Annotated in this window: 25 protein-coding genes and 1 pseudogene; 8 read left to right on the top strand and 18 right to left on the bottom strand. The window is 59.3% G+C overall.

Translation table 11 applies throughout. From position 1 onward, the window contains the following. Positions 1–12 precede the first annotated feature (12 nt). Both AC56QP_RS25605 and AC56QP_RS25600 read left to right on the top strand, forming a co-directional pair. Positions 13–1,149: an amino acid ABC transporter permease gene (locus AC56QP_RS25605; protein ID WP_489862932.1), complete on the top strand. Its 1,137-nt coding sequence runs from the start codon at positions 13–15 to the stop codon at positions 1,147–1,149. Positions 1,150–1,162: 13 nt separating this feature from the next. Continuing rightward, positions 1,163–1,906: an amino acid ABC transporter ATP-binding protein gene (locus AC56QP_RS25600; protein ID WP_497100990.1), complete on the top strand. Its 744-nt coding sequence runs from the start codon at positions 1,163–1,165 to the stop codon at positions 1,904–1,906. 18 nt (positions 1,907–1,924) lie between these two features. Here the strand turns inward: AC56QP_RS25600 and AC56QP_RS25595 are convergent, their stop codons facing one another. The 5 genes from AC56QP_RS25595 to AC56QP_RS25575 all read right to left on the bottom strand — a co-directional run bounded on the left by AC56QP_RS25595 (position 1,925) and on the right by AC56QP_RS25575 (position 6,962). Next, complete coding sequence (locus AC56QP_RS25595) at positions 1,925–2,737, bottom strand: IclR family transcriptional regulator (RefSeq protein ID WP_489862933.1); 813 nt, start codon at positions 2,735–2,737, stop codon at positions 1,925–1,927. 323 nt (positions 2,738–3,060) lie between these two features. Further along, positions 3,061–3,864 carry an ABC transporter permease gene (locus AC56QP_RS25590; protein WP_489862934.1) on the bottom strand — a complete coding sequence of 268 codons (804 nt, stop codon included), beginning with the start codon at positions 3,862–3,864 and terminating at the stop codon, positions 3,061–3,063. Between the two features lies 1 nt (position 3,865). Then, positions 3,866–4,651 (bottom strand): ABC transporter permease, encoded by a 786-nt coding sequence (locus AC56QP_RS25585; RefSeq protein ID WP_489862935.1) that lies wholly within the window; start codon positions 4,649–4,651, stop codon positions 3,866–3,868. Positions 4,652–4,858: 207 nt separating this feature from the next. Then, entirely contained in the window at positions 4,859–5,890 is a 1,032-nt protein-coding gene (locus AC56QP_RS25580) for an ABC transporter ATP-binding protein (RefSeq protein WP_489862936.1), read from the bottom strand. Positions 5,891–5,903: 13 nt separating this feature from the next. Next, entirely contained in the window at positions 5,904–6,962 is a 1,059-nt protein-coding gene (locus AC56QP_RS25575) for an ABC transporter substrate-binding protein (protein ID WP_489862937.1), read from the bottom strand. 186 nt (positions 6,963–7,148) lie between these two features. Here AC56QP_RS25575 and AC56QP_RS25570 point away from each other — a divergent pair, with 186 nt between their 5' ends. From AC56QP_RS25570 to AC56QP_RS25555, 4 genes are all read left to right on the top strand, one after another. Beyond that, positions 7,149–9,035 carry a thiamine pyrophosphate-dependent enzyme gene (locus AC56QP_RS25570; protein ID WP_489862938.1) on the top strand — a complete coding sequence of 629 codons (1,887 nt, stop codon included), beginning with the start codon at positions 7,149–7,151 and terminating at the stop codon, positions 9,033–9,035. A 617-nt stretch (positions 9,036–9,652) separates the two neighbouring features. Further along, positions 9,653–10,402 (top strand): helix-turn-helix transcriptional regulator, encoded by a 750-nt coding sequence (locus AC56QP_RS25565; RefSeq protein ID WP_489862939.1) that lies wholly within the window; start codon positions 9,653–9,655, stop codon positions 10,400–10,402. Between the two features lie 74 nt (positions 10,403–10,476). Beyond that, entirely contained in the window at positions 10,477–11,079 is a 603-nt protein-coding gene (locus AC56QP_RS25560) for an acyl-homoserine-lactone synthase (RefSeq protein ID WP_489862940.1), read from the top strand. Between the two features lie 34 nt (positions 11,080–11,113). Continuing rightward, positions 11,114–11,530 carry a LysR family transcriptional regulator gene (locus tag AC56QP_RS25555; protein WP_489862941.1) on the top strand — a complete coding sequence of 139 codons (417 nt, stop codon included), beginning with the start codon at positions 11,114–11,116 and terminating at the stop codon, positions 11,528–11,530. A 25-nt stretch (positions 11,531–11,555) separates the two neighbouring features. On the opposite strand, the gene AC56QP_RS25550 is transcribed toward AC56QP_RS25555, so the two are convergent. From AC56QP_RS25550 to istA, 8 genes and pseudogenes are all read right to left on the bottom strand, one after another. Next, positions 11,556–11,783 (bottom strand): DUF2274 domain-containing protein, encoded by a 228-nt coding sequence (locus AC56QP_RS25550; protein ID WP_489862942.1) that lies wholly within the window; start codon positions 11,781–11,783, stop codon positions 11,556–11,558. Continuing rightward, positions 11,780–12,994: a TraB/TrbI/VirB10 family type IV secretion system protein gene (locus AC56QP_RS25545; protein WP_489862943.1), complete on the bottom strand. Its 1,215-nt coding sequence runs from the start codon at positions 12,992–12,994 to the stop codon at positions 11,780–11,782. Before AC56QP_RS25545 ends, AC56QP_RS25550 begins: the two co-directional genes overlap by 4 nt. Further along, complete coding sequence (gene trbG, locus AC56QP_RS25540; protein ID WP_489862944.1) at positions 12,991–14,058, bottom strand: P-type conjugative transfer protein TrbG; 1,068 nt, start codon at positions 14,056–14,058, stop codon at positions 12,991–12,993. Before trbG ends, AC56QP_RS25545 begins: the two co-directional genes overlap by 4 nt. After that, positions 14,055–14,741, bottom strand: coding sequence for a conjugal transfer protein TrbF (gene trbF / locus AC56QP_RS25535; protein ID WP_489862945.1), 687 nt, complete (start codon positions 14,739–14,741; stop codon positions 14,055–14,057). The genes trbG and trbF overlap by 4 nt, the downstream gene beginning before the upstream one ends. Then, entirely contained in the window at positions 14,738–16,096 is a 1,359-nt protein-coding gene (gene trbL, locus AC56QP_RS25530) for a P-type conjugative transfer protein TrbL (protein ID WP_489862946.1), read from the bottom strand. Before trbL ends, trbF begins: the two co-directional genes overlap by 4 nt. Continuing rightward, positions 16,093–16,281 carry a hypothetical protein gene (locus AC56QP_RS25525; protein ID WP_497103685.1) on the bottom strand — a complete coding sequence of 63 codons (189 nt, stop codon included), beginning with the start codon at positions 16,279–16,281 and terminating at the stop codon, positions 16,093–16,095. Before AC56QP_RS25525 ends, trbL begins: the two co-directional genes overlap by 4 nt. 133 nt (positions 16,282–16,414) lie before the next feature. Next, a complete protein-coding gene (gene istB, locus AC56QP_RS25520; RefSeq protein ID WP_489858710.1) occupies positions 16,415–17,143 on the bottom strand; it encodes an IS21-like element helper ATPase IstB in 729 nt (242 codons plus the stop codon). A 5-nt stretch (positions 17,144–17,148) separates the two neighbouring features. Further along, positions 17,149–18,642, bottom strand: a pseudogene (gene istA / locus AC56QP_RS25515) (IS21 family transposase); the annotation flags it as partial. Positions 18,643–19,047: 405 nt separating this feature from the next. On the opposite strand from istA, the gene AC56QP_RS25510 reads away from it, so the two are divergent. Both AC56QP_RS25510 and AC56QP_RS25505 read left to right on the top strand, forming a co-directional pair. Beyond that, positions 19,048–19,551, top strand: coding sequence for an Lrp/AsnC family transcriptional regulator (locus AC56QP_RS25510; protein ID WP_489863519.1), 504 nt, complete (start codon positions 19,048–19,050; stop codon positions 19,549–19,551). Between the two features lie 268 nt (positions 19,552–19,819). Continuing rightward, positions 19,820–21,061 (top strand): trans-sulfuration enzyme family protein, encoded by a 1,242-nt coding sequence (locus AC56QP_RS25505; RefSeq protein WP_489862948.1) that lies wholly within the window; start codon positions 19,820–19,822, stop codon positions 21,059–21,061. A gap of 201 nt (positions 21,062–21,262) precedes the next feature. On the opposite strand, the gene AC56QP_RS25500 is transcribed toward AC56QP_RS25505, so the two are convergent. The 5 genes from AC56QP_RS25500 to AC56QP_RS25480 all read right to left on the bottom strand — a co-directional run bounded on the left by AC56QP_RS25500 (position 21,263) and on the right by AC56QP_RS25480 (position 25,311). Next, positions 21,263–21,706, bottom strand: coding sequence for an Lrp/AsnC family transcriptional regulator (locus AC56QP_RS25500; RefSeq protein ID WP_489862949.1), 444 nt, complete (start codon positions 21,704–21,706; stop codon positions 21,263–21,265). Further along, the gene (locus AC56QP_RS25495) at positions 21,703–22,506 is read right to left on the bottom strand and encodes a phosphotransferase (RefSeq protein WP_489862950.1); all 804 of its coding nucleotides are present in this window, start codon (positions 22,504–22,506) and stop codon (positions 21,703–21,705) included. The genes AC56QP_RS25500 and AC56QP_RS25495 overlap by 4 nt, the downstream gene beginning before the upstream one ends. A 17-nt stretch (positions 22,507–22,523) precedes the next feature. Next, the gene (locus AC56QP_RS25490; protein ID WP_489862951.1) at positions 22,524–22,718 is read right to left on the bottom strand and encodes a hypothetical protein; all 195 of its coding nucleotides are present in this window, start codon (positions 22,716–22,718) and stop codon (positions 22,524–22,526) included. Positions 22,719–22,840: 122 nt separating this feature from the next. Continuing rightward, complete coding sequence (locus AC56QP_RS25485; RefSeq protein WP_489862952.1) at positions 22,841–24,250, bottom strand: aldehyde dehydrogenase family protein; 1,410 nt, start codon at positions 24,248–24,250, stop codon at positions 22,841–22,843. Continuing rightward, positions 24,250–25,311 (bottom strand): homoserine dehydrogenase, encoded by a 1,062-nt coding sequence (locus AC56QP_RS25480; protein ID WP_489862953.1) that lies wholly within the window; start codon positions 25,309–25,311, stop codon positions 24,250–24,252. Before AC56QP_RS25480 ends, AC56QP_RS25485 begins: the two co-directional genes overlap by 1 nt. Between the last annotated feature and the right edge of the window lie 376 nt (positions 25,312–25,687).

Genomic DNA, 25,687 nt, shown 5'->3' with positions numbered 1-25,687 from the left:
TGGGATCACCTGATGTCATCTATCATCGGTAACCGAGAAGGCCAGACACTCGGCCTTCTCGGGGGTGAGCGTCGCTGGAGCGCGGGGACGCCGCCGAAAGATGTCACCAACCTGGCGGCAACGGTCCTCGTCATCAGTTTCCTCGTTGTTGCCGGCAGTTGGAAGACGCTTTTGGATGCCCGGGCGGCCACCGTCAATCTGCAAGTCGACGGGCTCCTGGCCGATGCGATCCTGGTGATCTGTGGCCTTTGCCTGCTGTTGCCTACATGGCCAGCGATCCAGAGCCTTCGCCAGTCGCATTTGGCGAAGGCAGCATTTGCCGAGGACAAACTGGTCGATGCCAGGGTCTTCACGGCGGCCGCGCGCGATCACGCCTATTATACTTTGGGTCTCTCCGCGGCCTTAGCCACGCTGCTTATTGTCGTCCAGTTCTTCATCGCCAACGACCTCGCTGTCAGTCGGACCTTCATGCTGCTGCCGCTGATCGGCAGTTCCTTCTGGCTGATACTCAAAGCCTTCTGGACCAATATCTACATCTTCGTCGTGGCGGAGATTCTGGTGCTGATCTGGGGCCTGGTCGTAGCCATAGCCAGGCTTGTTCCGGGCAAGGCCGGGCGGCCTGTGCGCGTTATGGCAACCATCTATACGGACATATTTCGCGGCTCACCGGCGATCATCAATATCTACCTGATAGGCTTCGGCCTCCCACTGACCGGGCTGCCGTGGGTCAAGGACTTTTCGGGAGAGTCCTTCGCCATTTTTGCGCTTACCCTGACCTATGGCGCCTATGTCGCCGAAGTGTATCGTTCCGGCATCGAAGGCATTCATTGGAGCCAGGTGGCGGCAGCGCGTTCGCTTGGCCTCAGCTACTTGCAGACGTTGCGCTACGTAATCGTTCCGCAAGCGATCCGGCGCATCATCCCACCGCTCCTTAACGACTTTATCGGTCTCCAGAAGGATACCGCCCTCGTCAATGTCATCGGCTCGATCGATGCCTTCAACCAGGCGAAAATCGTCGCCAGCAATCACTTCAACCTGTCACCGGTGACCACCGTCGCCATCCTGTTCATCTTGATCACCATTCCCCAGGCGCGTTTCGTCGATAAGGTGCTGGAACGCGACCAGCGCCGTATCCGCGGCGGCAGTTAAGGTTAGCCACATCATGGCGATGATCGAAATTCGCAGCATCTCCAAGAGCTACGGTAGCCACAAGGTCTTCGACGGCTTGAACCTTGAAGTCGATGAACATCAGGTGGTTTGCCTGATAGGCGCTTCCGGTTGTGGAAAGTCGACGCTACTTCGCTGTATGAACGGGTTGGAAAACATTCAAGGCGGCGAGATCTGCATCCACGGCGATCGCGTGACCGGTCCAGGTGTTGACGTCAATGCACTGCGCCGTGATGTCGGTATTGTCTTCCAGAGCTTCAACCTATTCCCACATATGACCGTACTGGAAAATGTCACCCTTGCACCTATCAAGGTCCTGGGGGAGAGCCGCGCTGAAGCGGAGGCGAACGCGATGAACCTCCTGAGACCCATCGGCCTAGAACACAAAGCCAAGGAGTACCCGGATCGCCTTTCCGGGGGTCAGCAGCAACGCGTCGCCATCGTCCGGTCGCTAGCCATGAACCCGATGGTGTTGCTGCTCGACGAGATTACCTCGGCTCTCGACCCGGAACTTGTCTCGGAAGTCCTCAACATTGTGCGTGACCTCGCAGCCGAAGGTATGACCATGCTGCTTGCCACGCACGAGATGGGATTTGCGCGAGAGGTGGCCAGTAAGGTCTGTTTCCTGTCCGACGGCAAGGTGCATGAAGAGGGCCCGCCGTCGGAGATTTTCGGCAATCCGAAACAAGACAGAACCCGTGCTTTCCTGCAGCGGATCATTGAGGCAGGGCGACTCTAGTTCGTCCCGGTGCACGTATCAGCCAGACAACTGCCGGCTAAGACCATCCGAAATCTGGAGGAGCTTCTTGTAAATCTCGCGCTCTGCCTTCTCCGTCAGCGAATCGGCCACGGCGGACACTCCGATTGACGCCACGACCCGCTCCGTTTCGTCAAAGACCGGTGCTGCAAAGCAGGTCAGGAACGCGAAGAACTCGCCGCGGTCGGTTGCCACGCCGGTTCGCCGGATTTCCATGAGGGACTCGGCCAGTACGGCACGATCGACGATCGTCCTGTCTGTCGACCTGGTCAGGGGAATGGTTTCCGCCAAAGCGTTCATTTCGTCCTCGGGGAGAAAGGCAAGCAGTGCCTTGCCGAGAGCGGTGTTGTGCAATGGCTCTTCGAGCCCGATCAGGCTGCGTGTCGACATTGGCGTATTCGGGAAGGCGGTATCGACGAGCACCGCGGTGCGATGCGACATCAACGCCAGATGCGCCTCAAGGCCGGTCTGGCGCGCCAGTTCCTCCAGCGAGGGACGCGCCACGGTTACAATGGTGGTCAGCGAGTTCGCCCGCGAGGCCCAGACCAAGAATTTCGTGCCAAGACCATATTTGCGGGTCTGCTTGTCCTGACGCAGCACGCCGTAGCGATCGAATGTCGTCAGAAACCTGTAGGCCGAGCCCTTGTCCATCCCGAATTCGTTGGCAATCTCGCTGACGCCGAAACTGCGCTGCCTTCCGATGATGAAATCCAGGATCCGCAAACCCTTGTCGAGGGTCTTGACGCCCGGCTGCTCGTCTACGGAGCCCTCAACTATATCGACGGCACCCTTTCGGTCCGGTATCTTGTCCATATCGCCTTCGATCCGCCTGCAGAAATCAATCGCCGGAGTCCCATGACGGGGCCTAGCCGTTCCCGTTATATCTGCTTCGCTCTCCGATAGTATAGCTTATATCGCAATACGGGTTGATATTTTCAACACGCCCACAGCGATAATCGTGGAAAGGCTGCGGGTGATCGGGATAGCCAAAGACGCTGATCCGCGCCTCAACACACTTCAAAACAGCCTTCGATATCGATCCCAGTTCTCAATCTCATCAAACCCGCGAGATCAACGATTGGGCAAATAGCAAATCCCAAGCGCTCTATGACGTTTTTTGACTGATCAGAGTTTCTTCATCGGTTCCGAACGGCGTTCCCACGTAGCTGAAGAACAATCACCACCACTGTCGCAAGGACGAGCAGCAGGGTCGATACCACGGCGATGACGGGGTCGATCTGATCGCGCAAGGACGTGAACATGAGCTTGGGCATTGTGGTGCGCCGCCCCACCGACAACAGCATCGCGATCACGACTTCATCGAGAGATGTGAGGAACGCCAGAAGCGAGGAGACGAGGATATTGTAGATCATCTGCGGAAGAATAATGATTCGCCAGACCGTCACCTCTCCGGCCCCAAGACTGTGCGCGGCACGGACTTGATCGAAATCGAAATTGGCGAATGCGGCACTCATCACCAGGAACACGACTGGCAGCGCAAGCACCGCGTGTCCAAACACCAGCCCCGTCAGGGTCCCCACGAGCCCGATCCGGGAATAGAAAAAGAAAAGTCCGACGGCAATCAGGATCGCCGGCACCACGGCGGGCATCAGCATAAAGGCCTGCACAAAGGAGCGCCATCCTTGGCTCATCTTCATGGCACCATAGGCGCCCAGCACCCCGATGGGCACGGCAACTATCACCACCAGTCCTGCCAGCAAAAAGGAGGTTGCCGCGGCGCCAAGCCAACGCTCAGAGGACATGAATGCCTCATACCAGCGGAGCGACCAGGTACGGGGCGGCAGTTCGAGAAAATTGCTGCCCGAGAAGGACATCAGAACAACGATGAAGGACGGCGCGGCGAGAAAGCAGGTGGTCAGTACCGCGAACGCCCAGGACAGGATGCGGAGCGTCCGGTTCTGGGGGAATCCGTCGTTCATTCTATCTGACCTTCAATACCGTGCGCGTTGCGAGATAACTCAGGCCCAGGATGATCGCCGTGGCGACAAGCAACAGGACACCCAGGGCACTCGCGGCCCCGTAGCTGGTGAAATTGGACAGCGAACGCTCGATGCGCATTGCTATCATATAGACGCGTCCACCACCCAGAATGGCCGGCGTGACGTAGAATCCCAGACTCATCACGAAGACCAGGACGCCGCCAGCAGCAATGCCGGGCATGGCAAGCGGCAGGAACACCTGCCGCAGCGCCTGCCCCCGGGAAGCTCCAAAGCTCGCTGCCGCGCGCATCAAGTCAGGGTCGATCCGCGACATCACGCCATAGACTGGCAAGATGAAGACCGGCAACATGATGTGGACCATGCCCAGCACCGCCGCGGAAAAATTGAAGACGAGACGCAGCGGATCACCAATCACCCCGAGGTCGATCAGGAGTGAGTTGACGACCCCGTTTCGTTGCAGGAGCACCAGCCAGGCATATGCCCGCACGAGAACCGAGGTCCAGAAGGACAGCATCACGGCCGTCAACAGCAGGCGCGCCTTCCGCTCCTGGATATTGACCAAGAACAACGAAAAAGGACCCCCGACCAGTATCGTGACCAGCACGGTTGCGAAGGCAACCAGAAACGTAGTCAGGAAAACGCTTCGATAGCCGGCTGACTCAAACACCGTACGGTAGTTCTCAAAGCTGAGGTTACCGTCTAGGTCGAAGGCGGAGAGCCAGAAGAGCCAGAAGCAAGGCACCAGCACCAGCACCGCAACAAGCACGAGGCTAGGCGCCACAAGGGCAATATGCACAAGGTGACTACGCCGCTCGGCTCTGTATGCACGGCTAGGTGCCCGCATAAATGCTCGCTCTTGCACCGTATTTTCTATTGCCGACATGGCAAACCTACTATCAACAGAGAATCGGCGAAATTCACCCGCAATTCTGACAGGCGCCCGTCGATCAACTCGATCAACGCACCATTCTGCCTATTGCAGCGCGCGCAGCTTGCGCTGGGGGACATGCAGGGTGATGGAATCGCCTACAGAGACTAGCGAAATGAGATGCTCATCGGGTTTCTGCACGCGCGAGTAAATCTGCCTTCCGCCCGGCAAGCACAATCTGAGCAGCCAACTGTCGCCTTGAAACACAACCGTCTCCAGTTTCCCCTGCAGCGTGGCATGCTCCTCCATTGTCTCAGCGGCACACAACCGCAGGTCCTCCGCGCGAATGGCGAGCCGCACCGAGGGATCGAAACCCCTCGCTCCCGAGAAAGCCAGAAGCCCAGCTTCTAGAACAATCGCCTCGCCGATGAAATCGGCCACGAAGTCGTCTTTTGGCTCGTTGTAGATCTGCCGGGCGGTGCCAATCTGCACGATCTCGCCCTTGTTCATGATCGCGATCCGGTCCGAGAGCGTGAGCGCCTCACGCTGGTCGTGCGTAACGTAAACTGTGGTCACGCCCAGGCGCTGGTGGAGTTCTCGGATTTCGATCTGCATCTCTTCGCGCAATTTCTTGTCGAGCGCCGAGAGAGGCTCATCCATGAGCATCACTCTCGGCTCGAACACGATCGCACGCGCCAGCGCCACGCGCTGACGCTGGCCACCCGAGAGCTCGGAGATACGCCGTCCGCCCAGGTCCGCCAGTTGGACCTGCTGCAGCGTGGCGGCTACACGCGCTTCGATCTCCGCGCGGTTGCATTTGCGCAACCGCAGCGGAAACGCGACGTTCTCGAAGACGCTCATGTGGGGAAACAGCGCGTAGCTTTGGAAGACGATTCCGATGTTGCGCTTGTTGGCGGGGCGATCCACGACGTTCTTATCGGAGATGCGGATGGCACCGCGGTCCGGAATGACAAAGCCCGCCAACGCCATCAGCAAGGTGCTCTTGCCAGACCCCGATGGGCCGAGCAGGGTCAGGAATTCGCCGGCCCCGACCTCCAGGGAGACATTGCGAAGGGCATGGAACGACCCGTAAGTCTTGCCCAGCGCTTCAATGGAAATCGTTGCCGGTTTCGTCATCGATGCCTCGAGCTCATCGGGTCAGCATTTCGTCGAAAAGCTTCTGAGCGCGGTTGTTGTTCGCCGCCCACCAGTCCGGATCCAGCGTAATCTGTGTCTTTGAGTTCTCGGGATAATTGGGCAGCAGCTTGACGGTATCTTGGGATATGATCCCGGTGTCAAAAGCCTTGCTGTTTCCAGGCCCATAGTTCGTGCGGGTTGCCATCCTGGCCTGAGGTTCGGGCTCAGCCATGTAGGCCAGCATTTGCATGGCCTTCTCGAGATGCGGCGCGCCTTTCGGTATGGCGAAACAGTCCACCCCCAGGATGCCCTGGTTCCAGGTAAAGTCTGCCGGCCCGCCGTCTTTCTGGACGGCCTGGAAGCGACCATTCCAGCCGGTTGTCATGTCAACCTCGCCGTCCCGCAATAGCTGCGCCACCTGTGCGCCGCTCGTCCACCAGACCGCGACGTGAGGCTTGAGTTCCTCAAGCTTTGCGATGGCGCGTTCCACCCCGCCTTTCTCCGCGAGTACTTTGTAGACATTCTCGGGCGCGACGCCGTCGGCCATAAGTGCTGCCTCAAGCTGCGCTTCGGCATTGGCGCGCATGGCGCGGGTTCCCGGGAACTTTTTCACGTCCCAGAAGTCCGCCCAACTCTGCGGACCCTTCTTTCCATAGGTTTTGGTGTTCCAGGCTAGCGAGAATGTATAGGTCTGGTAACCCACACAGTAGTCGGTGGCGGTTCCGTTGAAGCCATTCTTGTTGACCACCGAATAGTCGATGGGCGTAAGGATCCCCTCCTTGCCGCCGAGCGCTGCCTCATAGTTTGCCATCTGCACCAGATCATAGGTGACGTTGTTGGCATTCACCTGCAGCCGGACGGCGTTCAGACCTTCATCGATTGTATCCTCAAGGTACTTCAGGCCGAGCTTTTCGGTCGCGGGACCCCAAAGCGCAGCCCGGCCTGCCTCAAGCATTATCCCGCCGGAACTCGCGATACCAATCGCGTCCTCAGCCATCGCAGGCACCGGCGTCACGCCAGCCAGCCCGACCAGAACCGCGGTCATTCCGATTGCTCTCGATAACAGCTTCATTTCGCTTCCCTCCCTTTTCGTCAGTTGTCATAGTCACAATTCTGATTTTAGAAATGCATAAACTGAACCGCAAATCCAGAACTTTCTTGACTGACAGCTGTTGACCGTTTCTTATATTGAAATATGTGTTGTCATAATAGCGTCGGATTCGGATCGTGGATCGAGCGACGTGGGAGGATCATTACAATGAATGTCATGGATGGATCTGGTCTCTCGGCGGAGACGCGTGCTGCCGCCATCGCCGCTGCCGGTGGCATCGAGGCGGCCATAGAGGCGGGCACGTTAGAGCAATTTGTGGACGCGTCGGTGTCGGAGGGGATCGTGCTCGGGCTGCTGCGCCAGGGCGTGAGGAAATACCTGGCGATCTTCGGCCATGGCTCGACCTCGATTGGGGATATGCTGCGAATCTACGAGGAGGCGGGGCTGGTGAAAACCTACGCCTTCCACAACGAGGTCTCGATGGCGCATGCCGCCACCACGATGCGCTGGCTTTACGACGAGCCGGTTGCGCTGGTGGCCTCAATCGGGCCCGGACCACTGCAGGCCATGGCTGGGGCGCTTACATCGATCACCAACGGGGTTGGCCTCTATCATATCTACGGGGACGAAACGACCCATGGCGAAGGACAGAACTTCCAGGGCATCCCGAAACCGACAGAGCAACATATCTTCAGCCGCATGACAGCTTTGGCCTCCGAATCCTATCTCCTGCACACGCCCGAGGCTCTGCGCGATATGATGAGGCGCGGCAGCGCGCGGGTGTTCCATCCCTTCCACGCCGGCCCATTCTTCGTCCATGTGCCGATGAACATCCAGCCGCGCACAATCCATGGGCTGAATCTGCTGGCGCTGCCGCAGCGAATGTCGGCGAGACTTGGCGCGGCCTCCGAGCCGGATCTGGACGACGCCGCCGCTTTGATTCGGAAATTCGACCGTATCGTCATCAAGGCCGGCGGCGGCAGCCGGCGCCACGGCGAGTCTATCCGCAACCTCGCCGAACGCACGGGCGCCGCGGTTATTACATCTCCCGTCAGTTCCGGCATCTTACCGGATCTGCACCCTAACAACCTGCATGTGGGCGGCACCAAGGGCTCGCTTTCAGGCAATTTCGCCATGTCGGAGGCTGACCTGGTAATCGTCGCGGGCTCGCGCTCGGTCTGTCAGGCGGATTGCTCGGGGCTTGGCTACAGGAACGCCAAGGCGGTCATCAACATCAATGCGGACTGGTCGGATGTGAACCATTACAACAAGACAGTCGCGCTGGTGGGCGATCTTGCAGCCAGCATCGAAGCGCTACTGAAGCGACTGGATGACCTCGACCTCGCCGGGCGGGCGACCTGGACCCAAGCTTGCCAGGCCAAAAAGAAGGAATGGCGCGAGCTGCGCGAGACACGCTACGCGGTCGAGCCGCAATATGACCGGGTCTGGCAGAGGACGGTTCTGACCCAGCCAGTGGCGATCAAGCAGATCGTGGATTTCGCCAAGGCGGTGGATGCGGTTAAATTCTTCGATTCCGGTGACGTGCAATGCAACGCGCTGCAGATCTGCGAGGACGACCGGCCGTTCGACACCATGAGTGAAGGCGGGGCCTCTTATATGGGCTTTGCCGTCAGTTCTCTGGTGGCCTCAGCCATCGCGGACAAGCCGCGCTACAGCATTGCCGTGTCGGGCGACGGTGCCTTCTGGATGAATCCGCAAGTGCTGACCGATGGGATAGAACATGGCGTGCGCGGCATGATCGTTCTGCTCGACAACCGCAGGATGGGCGCCATCAGCGGCCTGCAGGCGGCGCAGTTCGGCAACATCTACGCCACCAATGACGCCGTTGCCGTGGACTATGTGGCACTGGCCAAGGTCATCCCGGGACTGTCCACGCATTTCGGTGGCTATAGCCGCGAGGAACTGCTCAACGCGCTCAAGGCGGCACATTCCTACGACGGCCTGTCGCTGGTGCATGTCCCGGTATATTGGGATGCCGGGAGCGACGTGAGCAATCTCGGCTCCTATGGATCCTGGAATGTTGGGAACTGGTGTGCCGACAGCGAACGCGAATACGCAAAGGTGACAATCTGAGTGAATTCAGACGGCTCCGAGAGAAGCCAATTGATGCACTCAAGCAGAATTTGACTGAATGTCAGTGCGCTACCGCCGCTATTGGCAGATTGTCTATAGGCGCGCGATCGCGCGGATCAAAATGTCACTCGAGTTTCGCACCGTGACCAACGTGTGTAGGCGTACGGGCCGACCGCCGATTGGCACATCCGCGCAGTTTGCGCGGGCAAGCCCGAAGATCGAACACCTGGAGGGCCTAAAGGGTTATTGGAAGAACTGTGGACTGTAGCCGTATGCGCCTCGGTCGATCGTCATTCCGCTATCCTGGCAGCGCGGCGGCCGAGCCAGGACGCCGGTGGGCATAAAACCTCCCTGATTGCCCACCGGCACCCCATTCGAGCGCAAAACGATGCCATCGCATAGCCTACCCGTCATGTGATTCCGCCCCGATTGGCGATGCAAGAAGAGGAGAACCGGATGTGGAACTGGCTATGTGTACTGGCGTAATCCCGGCGGAGCGAGACGGCCGGTGTGACTGAGAGAGACCACTGGGGTCTGTGGGAAATTACAGGGCCGGAGGGCGACACGCGACGACTGAGGTTGTCGCTCCCGTCTCGCAGGGATGACATCTGATCGTTATGAGAGAAACTGCAGTTTGGCGCAGACGTCTTGATGATACGCTCGAGTTTCTGTGTAGAATTCGGCGGAGTTCAACCCAACAAGAAATATGTCGGCACCTGCTTTGCTACGCCGAACGATTTGGCGCTACGAACTTGCTGGCAGGACCAATTCCTCCACCTCGTGCCTTAAGGCGTGAGCAGGTTTCACATGTCCTGCTCGACGCTTGGCCAGAACAATGGTCCGAGCGCTATTTTTCAAAGGGCTATCTTTATCGTGATCCAACCATTCAACTCGTAAGTCGTGGTAGCAGCCCTTTCCGCTGGAGCGAAATGGATGAGATGTGCAGGGTGGGTCCTGTCGGTCGGCGGGTCATGGACGAAGCAACCGAGTTCAAATTGTGCGAAGGTTTCACTATACCGTTCGCGACATTGGAACGACAGGCGGTTGGCTTTTCCGTCGCCGGTGAAAAGCTGGATCCCGACCCTCACGACCGTCTCGCTTTTCAGTTCGTTGCCGCCTGCTCTTTCGGCTGCGCGGTTACTCTCGCGGATAGAAAATGGGATTCGAAACCGGTGCGCCTGTCCCCGCGACAGAGGGACGTCCTGCACTGGGCCTCGGAAGGCTTCACCGTGGACGAAATCGCTGATCGCCTCAGCATCAGCCGCAATACGGCAGATACTCATCTGCGATCGGCGCGGGAGAGGCTCGGAGTAGCAAACACCGTACACGCTGTCGCGGAAGCTTTTCGCCACGGTTTGATCGCCTAACTCACGCAATTGCGTGATGCCGCCTTCTACCGGAAACGACCATTGGTTGACCTCGAAACTGGAGGACAACTAAGGTGCTTCTTATCGTTACAGCGCAGAATGCGGAAGAATATCAAGCGGAGTTGGATCAGGCATTTCGCCTGCGCCACACGGTATTTGTCGAAGAAAAGGGCTGGACTGATCTGCGCCGCGAAGACGGTCGTGAGATCGACCGCTTCGACGATGAGCACGCAGTTCACATGCTCTTTCTCACCGAAAATCACGTTGTCGGCTACCAACGCATGCTGCCTTCGACGCGACCGCACCTTTTGTCGGAGGTCCTGTTGGATCTTTGCGAAGGCGAGCGGCCGGTTGGCGCAAACATCTGGGAATGGACGCGCTACTGCGTCGAACCGCAATTTCGCGAACGCGGACGCATGCTCAGTCCTGTCGCGAATGCGCTTTTGTCCGGCATTGTCGAGTGGGGCCTGGGCAGCGGCGTCGACACAATCATCATCGAAATGAACCCGCTTTGGCTGCTGCGCCTGGTTCAATTGCATTTCAGAGTGACACCGCTGGGGCTTCCGAGGCTCATCGGCGGTGAAGAGACAGTCGCGGTGACGGCGCGTTTCGATGAGCGCACGCTGCAAAGGCTTCGCGAGACGCGCAGCCCAGGCATCAAAAGCTCAATCTCGTGAGATGGAGACATCGTTTCCGCAAAAAGGAGTTGCAATGTGGCGCTCCATTCAGCTGATCACGCTTTACTGTACGATCGTTATCGCCGAGGAAGGCAGCTTTCTCGGTGCCTCCCGGCGACTGCGAATTCATCATTCCGCGCTCAGCAGGCGCACCAGGCATCTCGAGTTGACCTTGGGCGTGGCCTTGTTCGAACGCCATCCGGGCGGGGTCACCACGACGGCTGCCGGCGAACGCTTCCTGGCCAACCTCCGCCGCATTCTGAACGATCTGGATGAAGCGCTCGAGCAGGTTGACGCAACAGGGTCGGGGCGGAGTGTCCAGCCATCGACCGGGGTGGGTGCGTCCCTTTGCCATTGCGCGTTTCTCAACGCTGTCGTTGGATCGATGGGCAGCGATCCCAACGTGGCTCCCTTCATCGCGTTGCTCCGGACGCGGTCTCCTGCGTCCTGACACCCTTCATCATCCGCGCACGAAATCAGCCGCCTTTAGGATCGTTTCGGGCTCGGCTGAACGCCCGATCTGTCGCCATGAACCGCGCCAGCATCGGTGCAATCAGCTTTGCCGGATCGGCGACGGTCCGTCCGGTTTCGCGGCCGAGCACCTCAGCATAGGCGACGAGATCGCGGTGAACGGCGGCGGGCACTTCGATCGTGATCTTGACCGGCCGATCATCAGGAATGGCGGAAAGCTTCAGCTTGATCATGACGGCTCCTTTGCCGTGCCATAGGGCGCCAGCACAAGGTCACGATTGACGATGACCCGAACCGGAAAACCGGGGCGGATGGTAAGCGTCGGCTGGACGTTCAGCTGGTCGCGCACGATCTGCTGACCGACATTGGAAGCCGAATCCTGTGCGCTTTCGCGGATGGCCTTAGCGATATCGCTTTCACCGTCGCCGGAACCAAGCGAGGTCCCCACGCCGAGGAGGGTCGAGAGCGCCGCCGCCCGGAAGAGCCGACCCCAGTGATGGTCGACCTCGTCTTCCAGCCCGGAAAACCCCTCTGCGTCAGCGCCCTGCTGGCGCTCCAGCACGATCGAGGTGCCGTCCGGCATGATCAGTCGGTTCCAGACCAGCAGCACGCGTGACTGACCGAAGGCGACCTGGCTGTCATACTGACCGATCAGCCTCGCACCCTGCGGAATCAGCAGATACGATCCTGATGGACTGTCGTAAACGTTCTCCGTGACCTGAGCGGTGATCTGACCGGGAAGGTCGGAACGGATACCAGTAATGAGTGCAGCCGGAATGACCGTGCCGGCCTGAACGACATAGCGCGAGGCCTTCCCGGCGAGACGATCAGGACTGACGGTGCGTCGATCCGGTTCGGCGTTGACGAAGGCGAGCTTGCGATCCTGCATGTTTTGCGTAGCGCCAGGATCGAGCGGCGGCTGTTCGGTCGGTGGTGTCAAGCCGGACATGGCGTTCGCCACGGCATTTCCTGCACCAGTATCCTGCCGCGCAGGATTCGCTCGCGTGTTGGTGTCGGTAAAGAGCTTTGCGACACGCGCGGCCTCAATCTCTGCCAAGCGACGCTGCTCGTCCGGATCGGCGCGCGGCGTACTGACGTTGGGCACCTCGATCGACTGGCCGCGCTCCTGCGCACGCAGGATTGGGCGGCCGAGATCGCCGGGCAAAGGCGCGCCGAGTTTTGGAACGCCGGCATAATCCTTCGGCAAGGTTTGTAGCCCGTCGGCGGTCGATCGATTTTCAGTGGTGAAGAGTTCGGACGGCCCATCGTTGCCGCGCCGCCTGGTGTCGAGCGCCCAGATCAGTGTGCCAAGGATCGCAGCGCTGGCCACTCCACCAAGACCGATCAGCACCTTGCGCGAAAGGCGCGTGACCCTGGCGGGCTCGGGCCTCAGACGTAGTTCGGCCCTGATGTCCGCGTTCGGGGGATTTGCAACGTCGCTCATCGGAACAGCCCCGTGCTGCGCTGTGGTTTTTTCCCGTCAGTGCGCACGATTCTGACACGCTTCTCGCTCGTCTTGTCGCCTAGCCTCAGTTCGGCGGCGGGAAACAGCCGGTCGACAACGTAATAATTCTGCCGGGCGCGGTAGTTGACCAGTTCCGAGCCGCCCGATGGGCCGATGACGAAGAGCGGCGGCATCTCGCCCTGACCGATACCGGACCGAAACTCGATGTAGACTTTTGAGCCGTCATCGAACGCGCGGAGCGGCTTCCACGGTGCCGCGTCGCCCTCGATGCGGTAGCGGAAATTGAGTTTCTGGATGTCGATGCCGGAAGCGACCGGTTGCGCGGCCGAAGCTTGTACGTTCTGGCGTCGGAGCGCGATCAACTGGTCTTGCGGGTATTGCCAGGAGACAGAGGCCATGTAGGTCTTTTCGGTCGAGCGTAGTTCGAGATGATAAGTGCGACGGTCGCTGTTGATGACGAGATTGGTCTGCAGATCGGGACGCGTCGGCTTGACGAGGATGTGCACCTGAAGCCGGTCCCCTGCCCCACTCTGCGTGTCGCCGATGATCCAGCGCACGGTGTCGCCGGCGGCGACGGGCCCAGAGCCAACGAGCTGCTCGCCGGGTTGCAGGGCGATGTCGGTGACCTGGCCGGGCGCGGCATAAATCTGATACAGCGCGCCCTCGCTCCAGGGATAGAGCTGGATCGCGTTGATGAAACCGTCGCGGACCGGCTGCATTCGGGCTGCCTCATTCGCCTGGCTGATCCGCTGTTTGGGATCGGTCGGCTCTGCCTTCGCCCTGCTGATCTCAACGGGCTTCAATTGACCCGGCAGCGGAAGCGGCTTCGGCAGTTCCACCACCTTCACCGGACCAGGCGGATCGACCTTTCGCACGGCAGGCAAAGCAGCATCGTCGTATTCGATCTCGGGTGGAATGTATTTTTTCGAGGCGCAGCCGGCTAACGCCGTCGCCGACAGCAATGCCAGCACAAGCACGCGAATCGTTGTGATGTCGCGGCCGGTCTGTCTCGCCGTTCTGCATGTTCGTGCCGCACACATCATGAAAGCTCCTTCGACCAGTTGATGGCGTTGACGTAGACCCCGAGCGGATTGGCCTTCAGCCGGTCGGCATCGCGGGGTTGTTGAATGACGATGGTGAGGATGGCGGTCCAACGTTCGGTGCTGGCCAAGCTGCCGTTCTCATAGCGGCGCTCGGTCCAGGCGACGCGGAACGAGTCTTGCGAGGCACGGATGACGCTGGAGACCTCGGTCGCGATCTGGATCTTGCCGACCTTGGCAAAAGGGTCGTTCACACGGGCGTAGTCGTTCAGAGAAACAGCGCCGCGGTCGGTGGTGTAGTCGTAGGCGCGCAGCCAGTTCTGGCGGACGATGACGGGGTCATCCGGGATACTTCTCACCTGCTCAATGAAGCGAGCGAGATGCCAGGCGATCTGCGGATCGGTCGGCCGATAGTCCGCAACAGCAGGAGCAACCGCCTGAGCTTCGCCGAGCTTGTCGACCTGAACGACCCAGGGAACAACGGAGCCGCGCGTCGACTGCCAGACCAAGGCGGAAGCGAAGCCGCCGGCCAGCACAAGGGAGCCGAAGGCCATTAGCCGCCAGTTTCTCGCCTGCGCACGAGCCGAGCCGATACGCTCATCCCAGACCTGGGCGGCACGCTGATATGGCGTCTCCGGCTGAGGCGTCGTTCCGTAACGAACGGAGGATCGTTTGAAGAGGTTCATCGGCGATCGTCCTGATTGAGGGAAACATTCATCGAACCGCCGCCGTGGTCGCCTGAGCGGACTGAATGCGCGGCCATGCTCGCACCATGGCTCATGGCCTGACCGCGCTTCATGCGATTGGCCCATTCCGGCGGCGAACCAGCACTGGAGTCGGTGGTCGGGGCCGTTCCTGGGGAGGTTGCTGATGACGGCTGCCCGCCTCCAGTCGCGGTCCATGCGGCAGAGCGACCAGCCTGCCGGCTGGAAGACAGCGCTGAAGCTGCGCGCGCCGTTGCCTGCTTCACCGGTTGGGCGGCGGCGCCGGCACCGGCCTTGGCGACACCGGCGATGCCAGCCGCCACCGAACCGGCACCGCTCGCTCCGGACGTGGCTGTGGCAAGTCCCCAAGCAGTCGAGGTACTGCCGGCAAGATGCGCGCCTCCGCGCATCGCCGCCGCGGTCATTCCTCCGCCTGCGCTGACGACGCTCGCCGCGCCGCGCGCGCCCATGGCGCCGGCAGCACCAAGGCCAACGGCGGCGAGGCTGGTGCCGACGGCAGCACCCGCGCCGAGCTGCGGCGCGCCGGAAACAAGACCCGTCGCGATGCCGGGACCGAAGATCGAAAGCCCCATCAGGGAAAGAGCACCCAGCACAAGTGACAGCGCATCGGTGATCGTCGGCTGGTCCGCGCCGAAACCTTGCGTGAACTCGCCGAAAAGGCCTGAGCCGATGCCGACGATGACGGCAAGCACGAGGATCTTCACCCCCGAAGCAACAATGTTGCCGAGCACTTTTTCCGCGAGGAAAGCGGTCCTGTTGAACAGCGCGAAGGGGATCAGCACGAAGCCGGCAAGCGTCGTCAGCTTGAACTCAATCAGGGTGACGAAAATCTGCACTGCCAGAATGAAAAAAGCGATCAACACGATCGCCCACGCAATCATGAGCACGGCGATCTGAACAAAATTCTCAAAGAAGGAGACGTAGCCCATCAACTGGCTGGCGGCCTCCAGGATCGGGTTGCCCGCGTCGATGCCGACCTGCGCGACGCGGCCCGGTTGCAAAAGCGCGGAACCTGAAAGGGCGGATCCCCCAGCCTTCAAGCCAAGCCCGGAAAAACTCTCAAACACAATGCCGGCGAGACGATTGAAGTTGCCGATGATGAAGGCGAAGAAGCCGATGTAGAGCGTCTTTTTCACCAGCCGATGCAGGACGTCCTCGTCACCGCCCCATGCCCAGAACAGGCCAGCGATAGTGATGTCGATGACAATCAGCGTGGAAGTGAGAAATGCCACCTCGCCGCCGAGAAGGCCGAATCCGCTATCGATGTAGCGGGTAAAGGTATCCAGGAAACGGTCGATGACGCCGGTGTCATTCATGGCGACACCGTGTTTGGGCGAAGTTGGTCTTCCGTACCCTGCGGTGTCGCCGGCTGCAGGGGCAGCAACCGGCTCTGGTCTTTGTCTGCAGATGGAACCGCGTAGGGTGCCACGGGGCGGGATGGCCTCAGGAAACGTCGGCGGCTTTCCGCCCAGACCCTCTTGCACGCCTCGTCCGCTGTCAATCGGCCCGCAATTGGGACCCTGGATCGGCTCGCAAAAGGGACCCCTTTTTTGAGGCACAATGGTCAGCGCTCGCCGGGCGGAGCTGGTCTGGGTTGCGCAGCCCGGCGAGTGCGGATCGGCGTGATGGGGTGATCAGGCGCGGTTCTTGAAGCGCCAGGATTCGTTTCCGGTCTCGATGATCTCGCAGTGATGGGTGAGACGGTCGAGCAGCGCGGTGGTCATCTTGGGGTCGCCGAAGACGGCGGGCCATTCGCCGAATGCCAGGTTGGTGGTGACGATGATCGATGTGCGCTCGTAGAGCCGGCTGATCAGATGGAAGAGCAACTGCCCACCGGCCTGGGCGAACGGGAGATAGCCGAGCTCGTCGAGCACGACGAAGTCGAGCCGGGTGAGGTAGTCGGCGATGCGGCCTTGCTTGCCGCCACGGTGCTCGATCTCGAGCCGGTTGACGAGATCGACGACGTTGAAGAAGCGGCCACGTGAGCCGTTGCGGATCAGGGCGCGGGCAATGGCGATTGCCAGATGCGACTTGCCGGTTCCGGTGCCGCCGATGAGAACGGCATTGCGCTGATCGGCAACGAAGGTGCCGTTGGCAAGGTCCCGGACCAGCACCTCGTTGACTGGCGTGCCGTCAAAGTCGAACTCATCGATGTCCTTGGCGATCGGCAGCTTGGCGACAGTGAGCTGGTATTTGATGGAGCGGGCCTGCTTCTCGGCGATCTCGGCCGACAGCAGATCGCCGACGATCCTCGGCGGCTCGTGCTGGCGCTTGATGCCTGTCGCCATGACCTCGTCGTAGGCGCTGCGCATGCCATAGAGCTTCAGCGTCCCCATAAGATCCAGAACCTGGGTGCGTTCCATCAGCTTGCCCTCCTGAGGCTGTCGTAGCGGGCGCAGTCGGCCTGCGGCTCATGCTGCAGGCGGAGCGCGTCCGGAGTAAGAACGGTGATTGCCGGCGCCGGATCGCGCTGCCGTGCCAGGATGTTGATGATGACGGCTGACGAGCAGACGTTCTGGTCGAGTGCCTCTTGGCAGGCCGCCTCGACCGCGTCGAGACCGTCACTGAGAACGGTAGCCAGGATCGCCACCATCTGCCGATCGCCGTCGTCCGCGGACTTCAATCTGCGCCGGACCCGCTCCATTGCCGATGGCAGAACCCAGCCCTGGAACGGCGCGCCATTGCGCAACGCTCCGGGCTTGCGGGCAAGCACTGGGACATAGTGCCAGGGGTCGTAGATCGTCTCGCCGCGCCCGAACGAGCGGACATGTTCGGCGACGAGGCTGCCGTCCTGACGGATGACGATGCGATCGGCATAGGCCTGGACCTCGACGGGGCGGCCGACGGCCGTCGAGAGCACCGAGTATTTGTTGTTGTCGAAGCGCACCGTGCAGGTCTTCGACACCGAGGCGGGGACCGTGTGGAATCCATCGAAGGGCCCACGATACTCGACAAGCTTGCCGCGCTCTTCCTCGAACACGTTCCAGATCGTGCGCTCCGGCTGGTCAATATGACGGTGCGCCTTGGTGTAGGCGATGCATTTGTCGAGCAGCCAGGCGTTGAGTTCGTCATAGGATTTGAAGCGTAGCCGCGGCGTGAAGAAGCGCTCGCGCACCAGCCCGACCTGATTCTCGACCTGACCCTTCTCCCAGCCCGACGCCGGCGTGCAGGCGACCGGCTGCACCAGATAATGGCTGCACATCTGCAGGAAGCGGCGATTGTATTGGCGGTCCTTGCCGACGAACACCGTCTCCACCGCGGTCTTCATGTTGTCGTAGATGCCGCGCGTGCAGGCACCACCGAAGAAGGCAAAAGCGCGGTCGTGCGCGTCGAACACCATCTCCTGCGTCTCGCGCGGATAGGCCCTGACGAACATCATGCGGCTGTGGCAGAGCCGGACATGGGCGACCTTCACGGTCACAGTCACGCCATTGATCAGGACGATCTCGTGGCTCCAGTCGAACTGGTAGGCCTCGCCCGGCGGGAAGAACAACGGCACATAGGCTTCCGCCGTCGCTGATCCCTGCGCCTTCGACCAGCTCTTGGCGTATCGGCGAACCGCATCGTAGCTGCCGTCGTATCCGAGACCGCGAAGCTCCTCAAAGATCCGGATCAGCGTTAGCCGCTCGCGCCCAACCTTGCTGTGATTGCCGTTCAAAAATCCATCGAGCTGACCCTGCCAGGGACCGATCTTCGGCATCGGCTGCCGCTCGCGCTCGTAACGGAACTCAGTCGCATCAGATCGCAGAACCTTGCGGACGACCTTCCGGGAGATCCGCAACTCGCGGCAAATCTCCTTGATCGACTTCCCATGAACCAGCGACAGCCGGCGTATCTTCGCAATCGTCTCCACAACCAACATCCAAAACAAATGCCTCCGATGAACCCGGAGGCAGTGTGACAACCCCGCGTTACAGGGGTCCTTTTTGGACGCCGATCACCCCTGAAACGGGGTCCTTATTCCACGCCGAAACACAGTAGAAGCCGGTCGGCTCCCCGCCTCCTCCTTTTTCTTCATGGCTGGAATGACGACCGATGCCATCCGCGCGTTGCAACGGATGGCATCGGTTCTGTCCCTTGAAATCGGACGCTGCACATGCGGGATCTTGATCCTTTCCTAGCGTCCCCAAGGTGCATAAAGGATCGGAGCCAGTCGACCATCGATGCGGATTTGCCGCACAGAGGGCTGCAAATGCGCTTGTTTTCGGCGTTTTATGGGACGAATATGCAGCCAGTTCCACTTTCACATTGATATCGTGTGGTAATGATCAGCGACCTAGACAGCTTCGATAGGAAAATCCTCGACCTCGTTCAGAGGAACTGTCAGCTGAAGGCGGAAATCATCGGTGAAATGGTTGGCCTCTCAGCTTCGGCAGTTCAGCGACGCGTCAAGAGGATGAAATCCGAGGGGATCATCGTTTCCGAAACGGCAGTCGTTAATGCGAAGACATTTTCGAAGGCCATCACGTTTGTTGCGGGTGTCGAGCTTGAGCGGGATAACTACGATGCCATCCCTCGACTGCAAAAATGGGCGAGCACTCGGGATGAGATACAACAAATATATTACGTCACCGGGGACGTTGATCTCATCCTCGTAATAATAGCCGAAGATACGGACGCATATGATGCTATTGCCGCGCGCATAATGCACAATAATCCGCACATCCGTCGCATCAGCACAAATGTTGTTCTTCGGACGTTGAAGTCCAGCCTCTTCGTCCCGATCGATGGCGTCGACGCCCCTGATTGGGGGCAATGCCCGACCTCATAGTATTCGGTAAGGGATTGAGCCCAAGTCTGACCACGTGCGCCTCCGCCGGCGTGCATGGAAGGCTCATCAGCCTTAGATCGATGAATCTCGGGAGATTCTGCATCATGCGGACGGAACAATTCTTTATTTCTGTGACGTTCAAACTCGCCGCCAAAGCGCAAGCGAGCGCCTTCGCGCGCGCCTTGGCGGCAATTATCGGCTAATTTCGCGGCCAATAATCTATCCCACCGGATAAATTGTCTGCGTGATGCTCCGGAGATGCAATAGTATGACCTCGAATATTCATGGTGTTCCAAACAACTTAACGAACCGCGCGTTTCGCCCAGAAACGCTATCCGTCGATGGTGGATTGATAATCGACCCAATAACGAGGGCAATTGCTCCGAACATCTCGATGTCTGTGAACTACGCTCTGGCACCAGATGCCGGATCATTTTCTGCGGCAGCCAACGGCGATCTCACAACACTGCCCTACCTCTACGCACGATGGACCAATCCTACCGCACGGCAACTCGAACTGCGAATGGCCAGCATTGAGGGTACCGAAGATGCCGTGTCCACAGCGACCGGTATCGCCGCGATAGCTGCCGCATGCTTCACCTTTCTCCGCAGTGGCGACCATGCCATCGTTAGCGACGTTTGCTATCCAGGCGCCAATGAGCTTACGCGCAGGCTCTTGCCTGAATACGGTATTGAAGTGACCGCCGTGAATACATCGAATATTGACGAAGTAAAAAATGCCTTGCGGTCGAACACGAAACTACTTCTATGCGAAAGCCCCTGCAATCCAATACTCCGACTAAGCGACATCCGCGCACTTTCAACACTGACGCGTGACAATGGAACGTTGCTCGTGGTTGACTCCACGCTGGCCACCCCGGTCGCCACAAGACCGATCGAGCTCGGCGCCGATCTTATCATTCATTCCCTCACCAAATACATCAATGGGCATGGAGACGCGCTGGGTGGAATCGTGTGCGGCCGGAAGGACCTGGTTGAAGCCATTCGCTCGCGGGCCGGGGTCTATCTCGGTGCATCCCTTTCAGCACACAGCGCATGGTTGATTATGCGCGGGATAGATACGCTTTACCCACGCGTCCGTACAATCTCGGACTCGGCCGGGAAGATTGCATCCTTTCTTGCGAAACACCCGCAGGTCAGATCGGTCATTTATCCAGGCCTGGAAACGCATCCGCAACACGATCTGGCGCGGCGCCAGATGGCCGTTTTCGGTGGAATGCTCACCTTCCAGGTCGATAATCCTCAAGCCACCGCAAGACAGTTGTCCGAGAACACGCGGCTGGTTCACTACGCGGTCTCATTGGGGCATCAGCGGAGTTTGGTTGCGTTCCTTGGCACCGAGGACATGAACACTGCGACCTACGAATTAAAGGGTGCGCAGTTGTCCGACTACGTCTCCTTCGCCGGCGATGGCGTGTTTCGGATGTCTGTCGGCCTCGAATCCGTAGAAGACATTATCGAGGACTTGGACAACGCGCTTCGCACCTAATTGCGAAACCGGCAGCAATACAGGCGCCGAGACGGGCGCCTGTATTTCACACCCCTTCCACTGGACATAGGATTTGTGACCCAATGGACCTGCGCGACTTCCGTCTTGATTGCCTTTACGACGGCTCGCCGATCATTCTTGCCCCCTAAGTCTGGCGCGGTTTGCATCAGCGCAACACGGATAGTGGCCAGCGGGTTCGTTTCATCGCCGGATCATTGACGACAAGGCAAATGCCGTTAGCGTGTCTTGGACACCGGATAGTGAGGAAATCTCCTGCCAAATCTGTCGGATACGATCTGCCGCAGCAGCTTCCACGCGTACGACCAGATCGAATTCACCACTCATTACGTCACAAGAGACGACCTCAGGGATACGCCGCAAGGCCTGGATCACATCACTGCCGCGCATCCGGTCTCGGCGATAAACAAACATCATCGCAGCCATCATCGAGGGCGCCGGACGTCCCTCACCTAAGATTATCGTATATCCTTGTATAACGCCGTCGCGCTCGAGGCGCTCGATTCGTTGACGCACGGCATTGCGCGAGAGGCTTACCTTTGCGGCAAGCTCGGCATGGGCAATGCGCGCATTCTTGGTCAACTCGGCGAGAATGCGTTCATCCGAACGATCTAGAACGCGCTTCAAGGACCACCCTCCATCCAGGGCGCCATCAGCTTCTGGGCCGAGAGCAACGCCTTCTGGACGCGTTCCAAAAGAACGGCTTCACCTCCTAAAGTGGCGAGGTGCTTTGCGGCAGCGGAGAGAACAAAAGCCGGCAGACATGTGCATTCGTTCTGCTGCAGTGTCCTGACGCTAACGTAGCCGGAAAGGACGGCTGTCGCACGTCCCTCGTCAAGCTCTCCGTCCTCACGCATGGTCCAATGAACGAGCACTTCCGCCAGTTCATCAATCAGAACATCATCGTGGCGAAGCCTGAAATTTATAAGGCCGCTAATCTCGTCACCAATGAAGAACACGTTGTTTCGCCAAAGAGCGCCGTGGATGGGGCCTCGGGGCAAGCTATGCATGGCTAGGCCGTTGGGACGCATCAATGTTCTATGAATTTGCGCGACACGCCGCCCGAGATCAGCGCACTTCGCGGCATTTGCCAGTTCGGACTGCGAGCCCTCCACAAAACTGACGACCGCTACCAATTTTCCTGAAACGGAAATGGTGGCATCTCCGGTTTTCGTGCGGAACGTCCGGGGGCAAGGGATACCGGCAGCGAACAACATTTCCATGGTGCGAAATGCGCGCTCAAGCTCCAAGGGCTCGACGTCGCTCTCGAACAGGGTGACAATAAATTCCTTGCCATAGGATTGAAACAGATAGGTCGTCTCGGTGTCGCCATCGGCTATGCCGATTACCGACGTCAGCGAGCCCAAGCCGTAGGCGACCGCGATCTCGTTGCGATCATCATCTGAAAGATCCGTGAACACAGCCATGCCGGAGATTCCCGCTTTCAGTCGCGCTGCAACCCAGATGCGACCAATTGCGGGGTGACGAAAATCCGATCAAGCTGGGTACTGTCGAACGATCCATAAGCTTCCGCAACCTCGCTGAGACTTGCGTGTCCGAGGCAAATGCCGTTTGGGCCAACAGTGCCGCCTTGCGACAGCGCGGGAGGAGCCTGTTTCGTCATGTCCTCTGGATCCATCGCATTTTCATGGTTGCTTGGGACCGATTGTATCGCTCCCAAACGCGGTTTCCCCGCGCAATTTCTCTCTCTCGCGCGGCATTTTCGCGAAAGTCGGCCAATTGCGCGGAGAAGTGGGCAAGCTAACCACGATTGATGCAGACAACCTTCGGCTGCGTCATATCCTCGTAGGCGAAGCGTATACCCTCCCGGCCCATACTCCCGTATTTGAATCCTCCAAACGGCATGGCGTCGACGCGGTAGTCAGACGAGTCGTTGATCATTATGCCGCCCGCTTCTATGCCTGCTGCGGCATGAAATGCGTCGTCGATATTGGTGGTAAAGATGCCAGCGTGCAGGCTGTATTCGGGGCTATTGGCCATCGCGATCGCGTCACCCAGAGCGTCGAAGGGCTGGAGTACGACGATGGGCGCGAAGACTTCCTCCATCCAAAGTTTGCAGGTCGGCGGCACGCCCTCCAGCACGGTAGGTTGATAGAGCGTTCCTTGCCGGCTATGGCCGCACAGAAGCGTCGCGCCGGCTGCGAGCGCGTCGTTGACCATCGTCTCTGCCCGTTCGGCCGTTCGCCCCGATATCATTGGCCCGACGTCGGTATCTTCATGTTCCGGATTTCCAACCAAGAGCTTTTGCGTGCCCGCGACGAACGCTTCACGGAACCGTTTATAGAGCGGCGCCTGGATCAGGATGCGCTGGGTTCCTATGCAGTTTTGGCCCGAGGCCCAATAGGCACCGGAGACGCAAGCATTCACGGCTTTCTGGAAATTGCAGTCATTCATCACCATGACCGGCGCGTTGCCACCGAGATCCATGACGAGCTTCTTGAGACCGGCAGATTTCGCGATCGCTTCGCCAGTCGCAAATCCTCCGGTAAACGAGACCATACGAATGTCTCGGGCCGAAACGATCGCCCTGCCTAAGTCGGCGCCGCCGATCGCGACCGTAACAATCTCCTCGGGCAAGCCGGAACCGACCAGCGTTTCGACCAGGCGGATTGCCGAAAGAGGAGCCAATTCGGACGGTTTCAGCAAGACCGCATTGCCGCCGGCAATCGCGGGACCGAGTTTATGGGCGACCAGGTTTAGCGGGTCGTTGTATGGCGTGATTGCCGCGATGATCCCAAGAGGTTCCCGCGTGAACCAGCCCTGCCGACTCTCGGAGCCTGCATAAGCGTCGAACGGGATCACTTCGCCTGCGTTCCTCTTTGCTTCCTCTGCAGAGAGTTTCAGTGTGTTGACACAGCGCGACGCTTCCTTGCGCGCCTGCACAATGGTTTTTCCGGCTTCCAGGACAATGAGCTTGGCGAATTCCTCGCGCCGATACTCGACAGCCCGGGCCGCTCTTTCGAGGATCGTCGCGCGCTGGTGTCTCGGCAACGCTCGCGATAATGCGGCTCCGGCTCTGGCGCGCTCAACGAGCGCACTGACCTTGTCGGCATTTGTCGTCGGCACCCTGCCTACGATAGCGCCGTTATAGGGGTTGCACACGTCGACGTCATTGGCGTCACATGCAAGATGGAGCTTTGCAACGGTCACTATGCAGCCTCCTTCTTGTTGGCCTCTAGCGGGCATTGGTGGATGGCGATGATGTCCGAAAGCAGCGCATATGCGGTCTCAACTCTTCCGGCACCAGGTCCGGCAACGGTAACGGCGCCCAGGAGATCGGTCTTGAATGAGACAGCGTTGGTTGCTCCGCCAACCGCTGCAAGCGGATGGTCGATCGATATGCGTTGCGGAGCGACCTCCGCGACAATGCGTCCGTCTTCGGCCCTGGACGCTGAACCAATCAACTTCCAGCGATGACCCTCGCGGGAGGCTTTATCGATATCGGCCCTGCTCAGACCTGATATGCCCTCACAGGATACATCTTGTGGTGTCAGCTTTCCGCCAAGCAGCTCATTTGCCAGGATGACGACTTTCAGCCGGACATCATGCCCATCGACGTCGGCGGCTGGATCGGCTTCAGCATAACCGAGGTGTTGAGCTTCCTTCACGGCCTCGGCAAAGCCCAACCCGCCTTCCATTCGGCCAAGCACAAAGTTCGACGTACCGTTCAGAATGCCCTCGAACCCGTGAACGCCGACGCCGGCAAGCGTTTTTTGCACCATGCGGATGACGGGAGTGCCGCTCATCACCACTCCCTCGTATTCAAACATCACGCCGTTCTGCGCTGCAAGCGCCTTCAATTCAGCGCATGCCAGAGCCACAGGGCCTTTGTTCGTTGTGACGACATGCTTGCCACTGGATAATGCCCAGCGGCAGTGGGAAACAGCAGGCTCTCCGTCCACGGAGTTTGTGAAGGTTGCTTCGGCGACGATATCCGCTGGTGCTCGCTTGATGACCCTTTCACTGTCAGCTTCTGTGCTCCCGCCGGATAACTGCCCGAACCCGCCCTTGGCGAATTTGGTTTCCACCAGCATACGGGCGTCGATGCCGTTTGGAGAGATCACTGACCCGAGGAAAAGATCCGTGACGGCGACAATGTTCAGTCGGAATCCAAGCTCGGCGTACCAACTCTCGTTTTGGTCCGCTATCAACTGCGTCAGGGCTCGGTTGACCCCACCGAAACCTATGAGTGCGATATTATATTGTGTCATAGCAACGTCCTCTCACCAGCGATGAGGGAATGTTGACGAGCTGCTTGAAGGGTTGAAGGGAGCAAAGTGACCAAAGAGATGGCCAACTTGCCCATTGGTTGGGCAAATGAAACGATAGATCAGTATTGAGTTCTTGGACTGCGGGTGTAGCGCTCTTTCGAAACGAGCCGGCGACATTGCAATGTCGGAGATAGCGATCCCATAGCTATCATCAGAAACTGCGAGCCCTCGGGATTGTCCTGTCTACAGGTCGCAACCGCAATCAGCCGCTCAGTTCAATTGCGCCTTGACCGCATCGATGCCGTGTCGAACGCGCGCGCTCGAAAGGAAACATGATTGCGCGGCGGCAACGCCGCTGGAAGCAGAGGATCTCAAC

The organism is Mesorhizobium sp. RCAM 05104 (assembly GCF_059683645.1).
The sequence above is the reverse complement of the archived record's forward strand: the minus strand, read 5'-3'. Positions and strand labels throughout refer to the sequence as shown.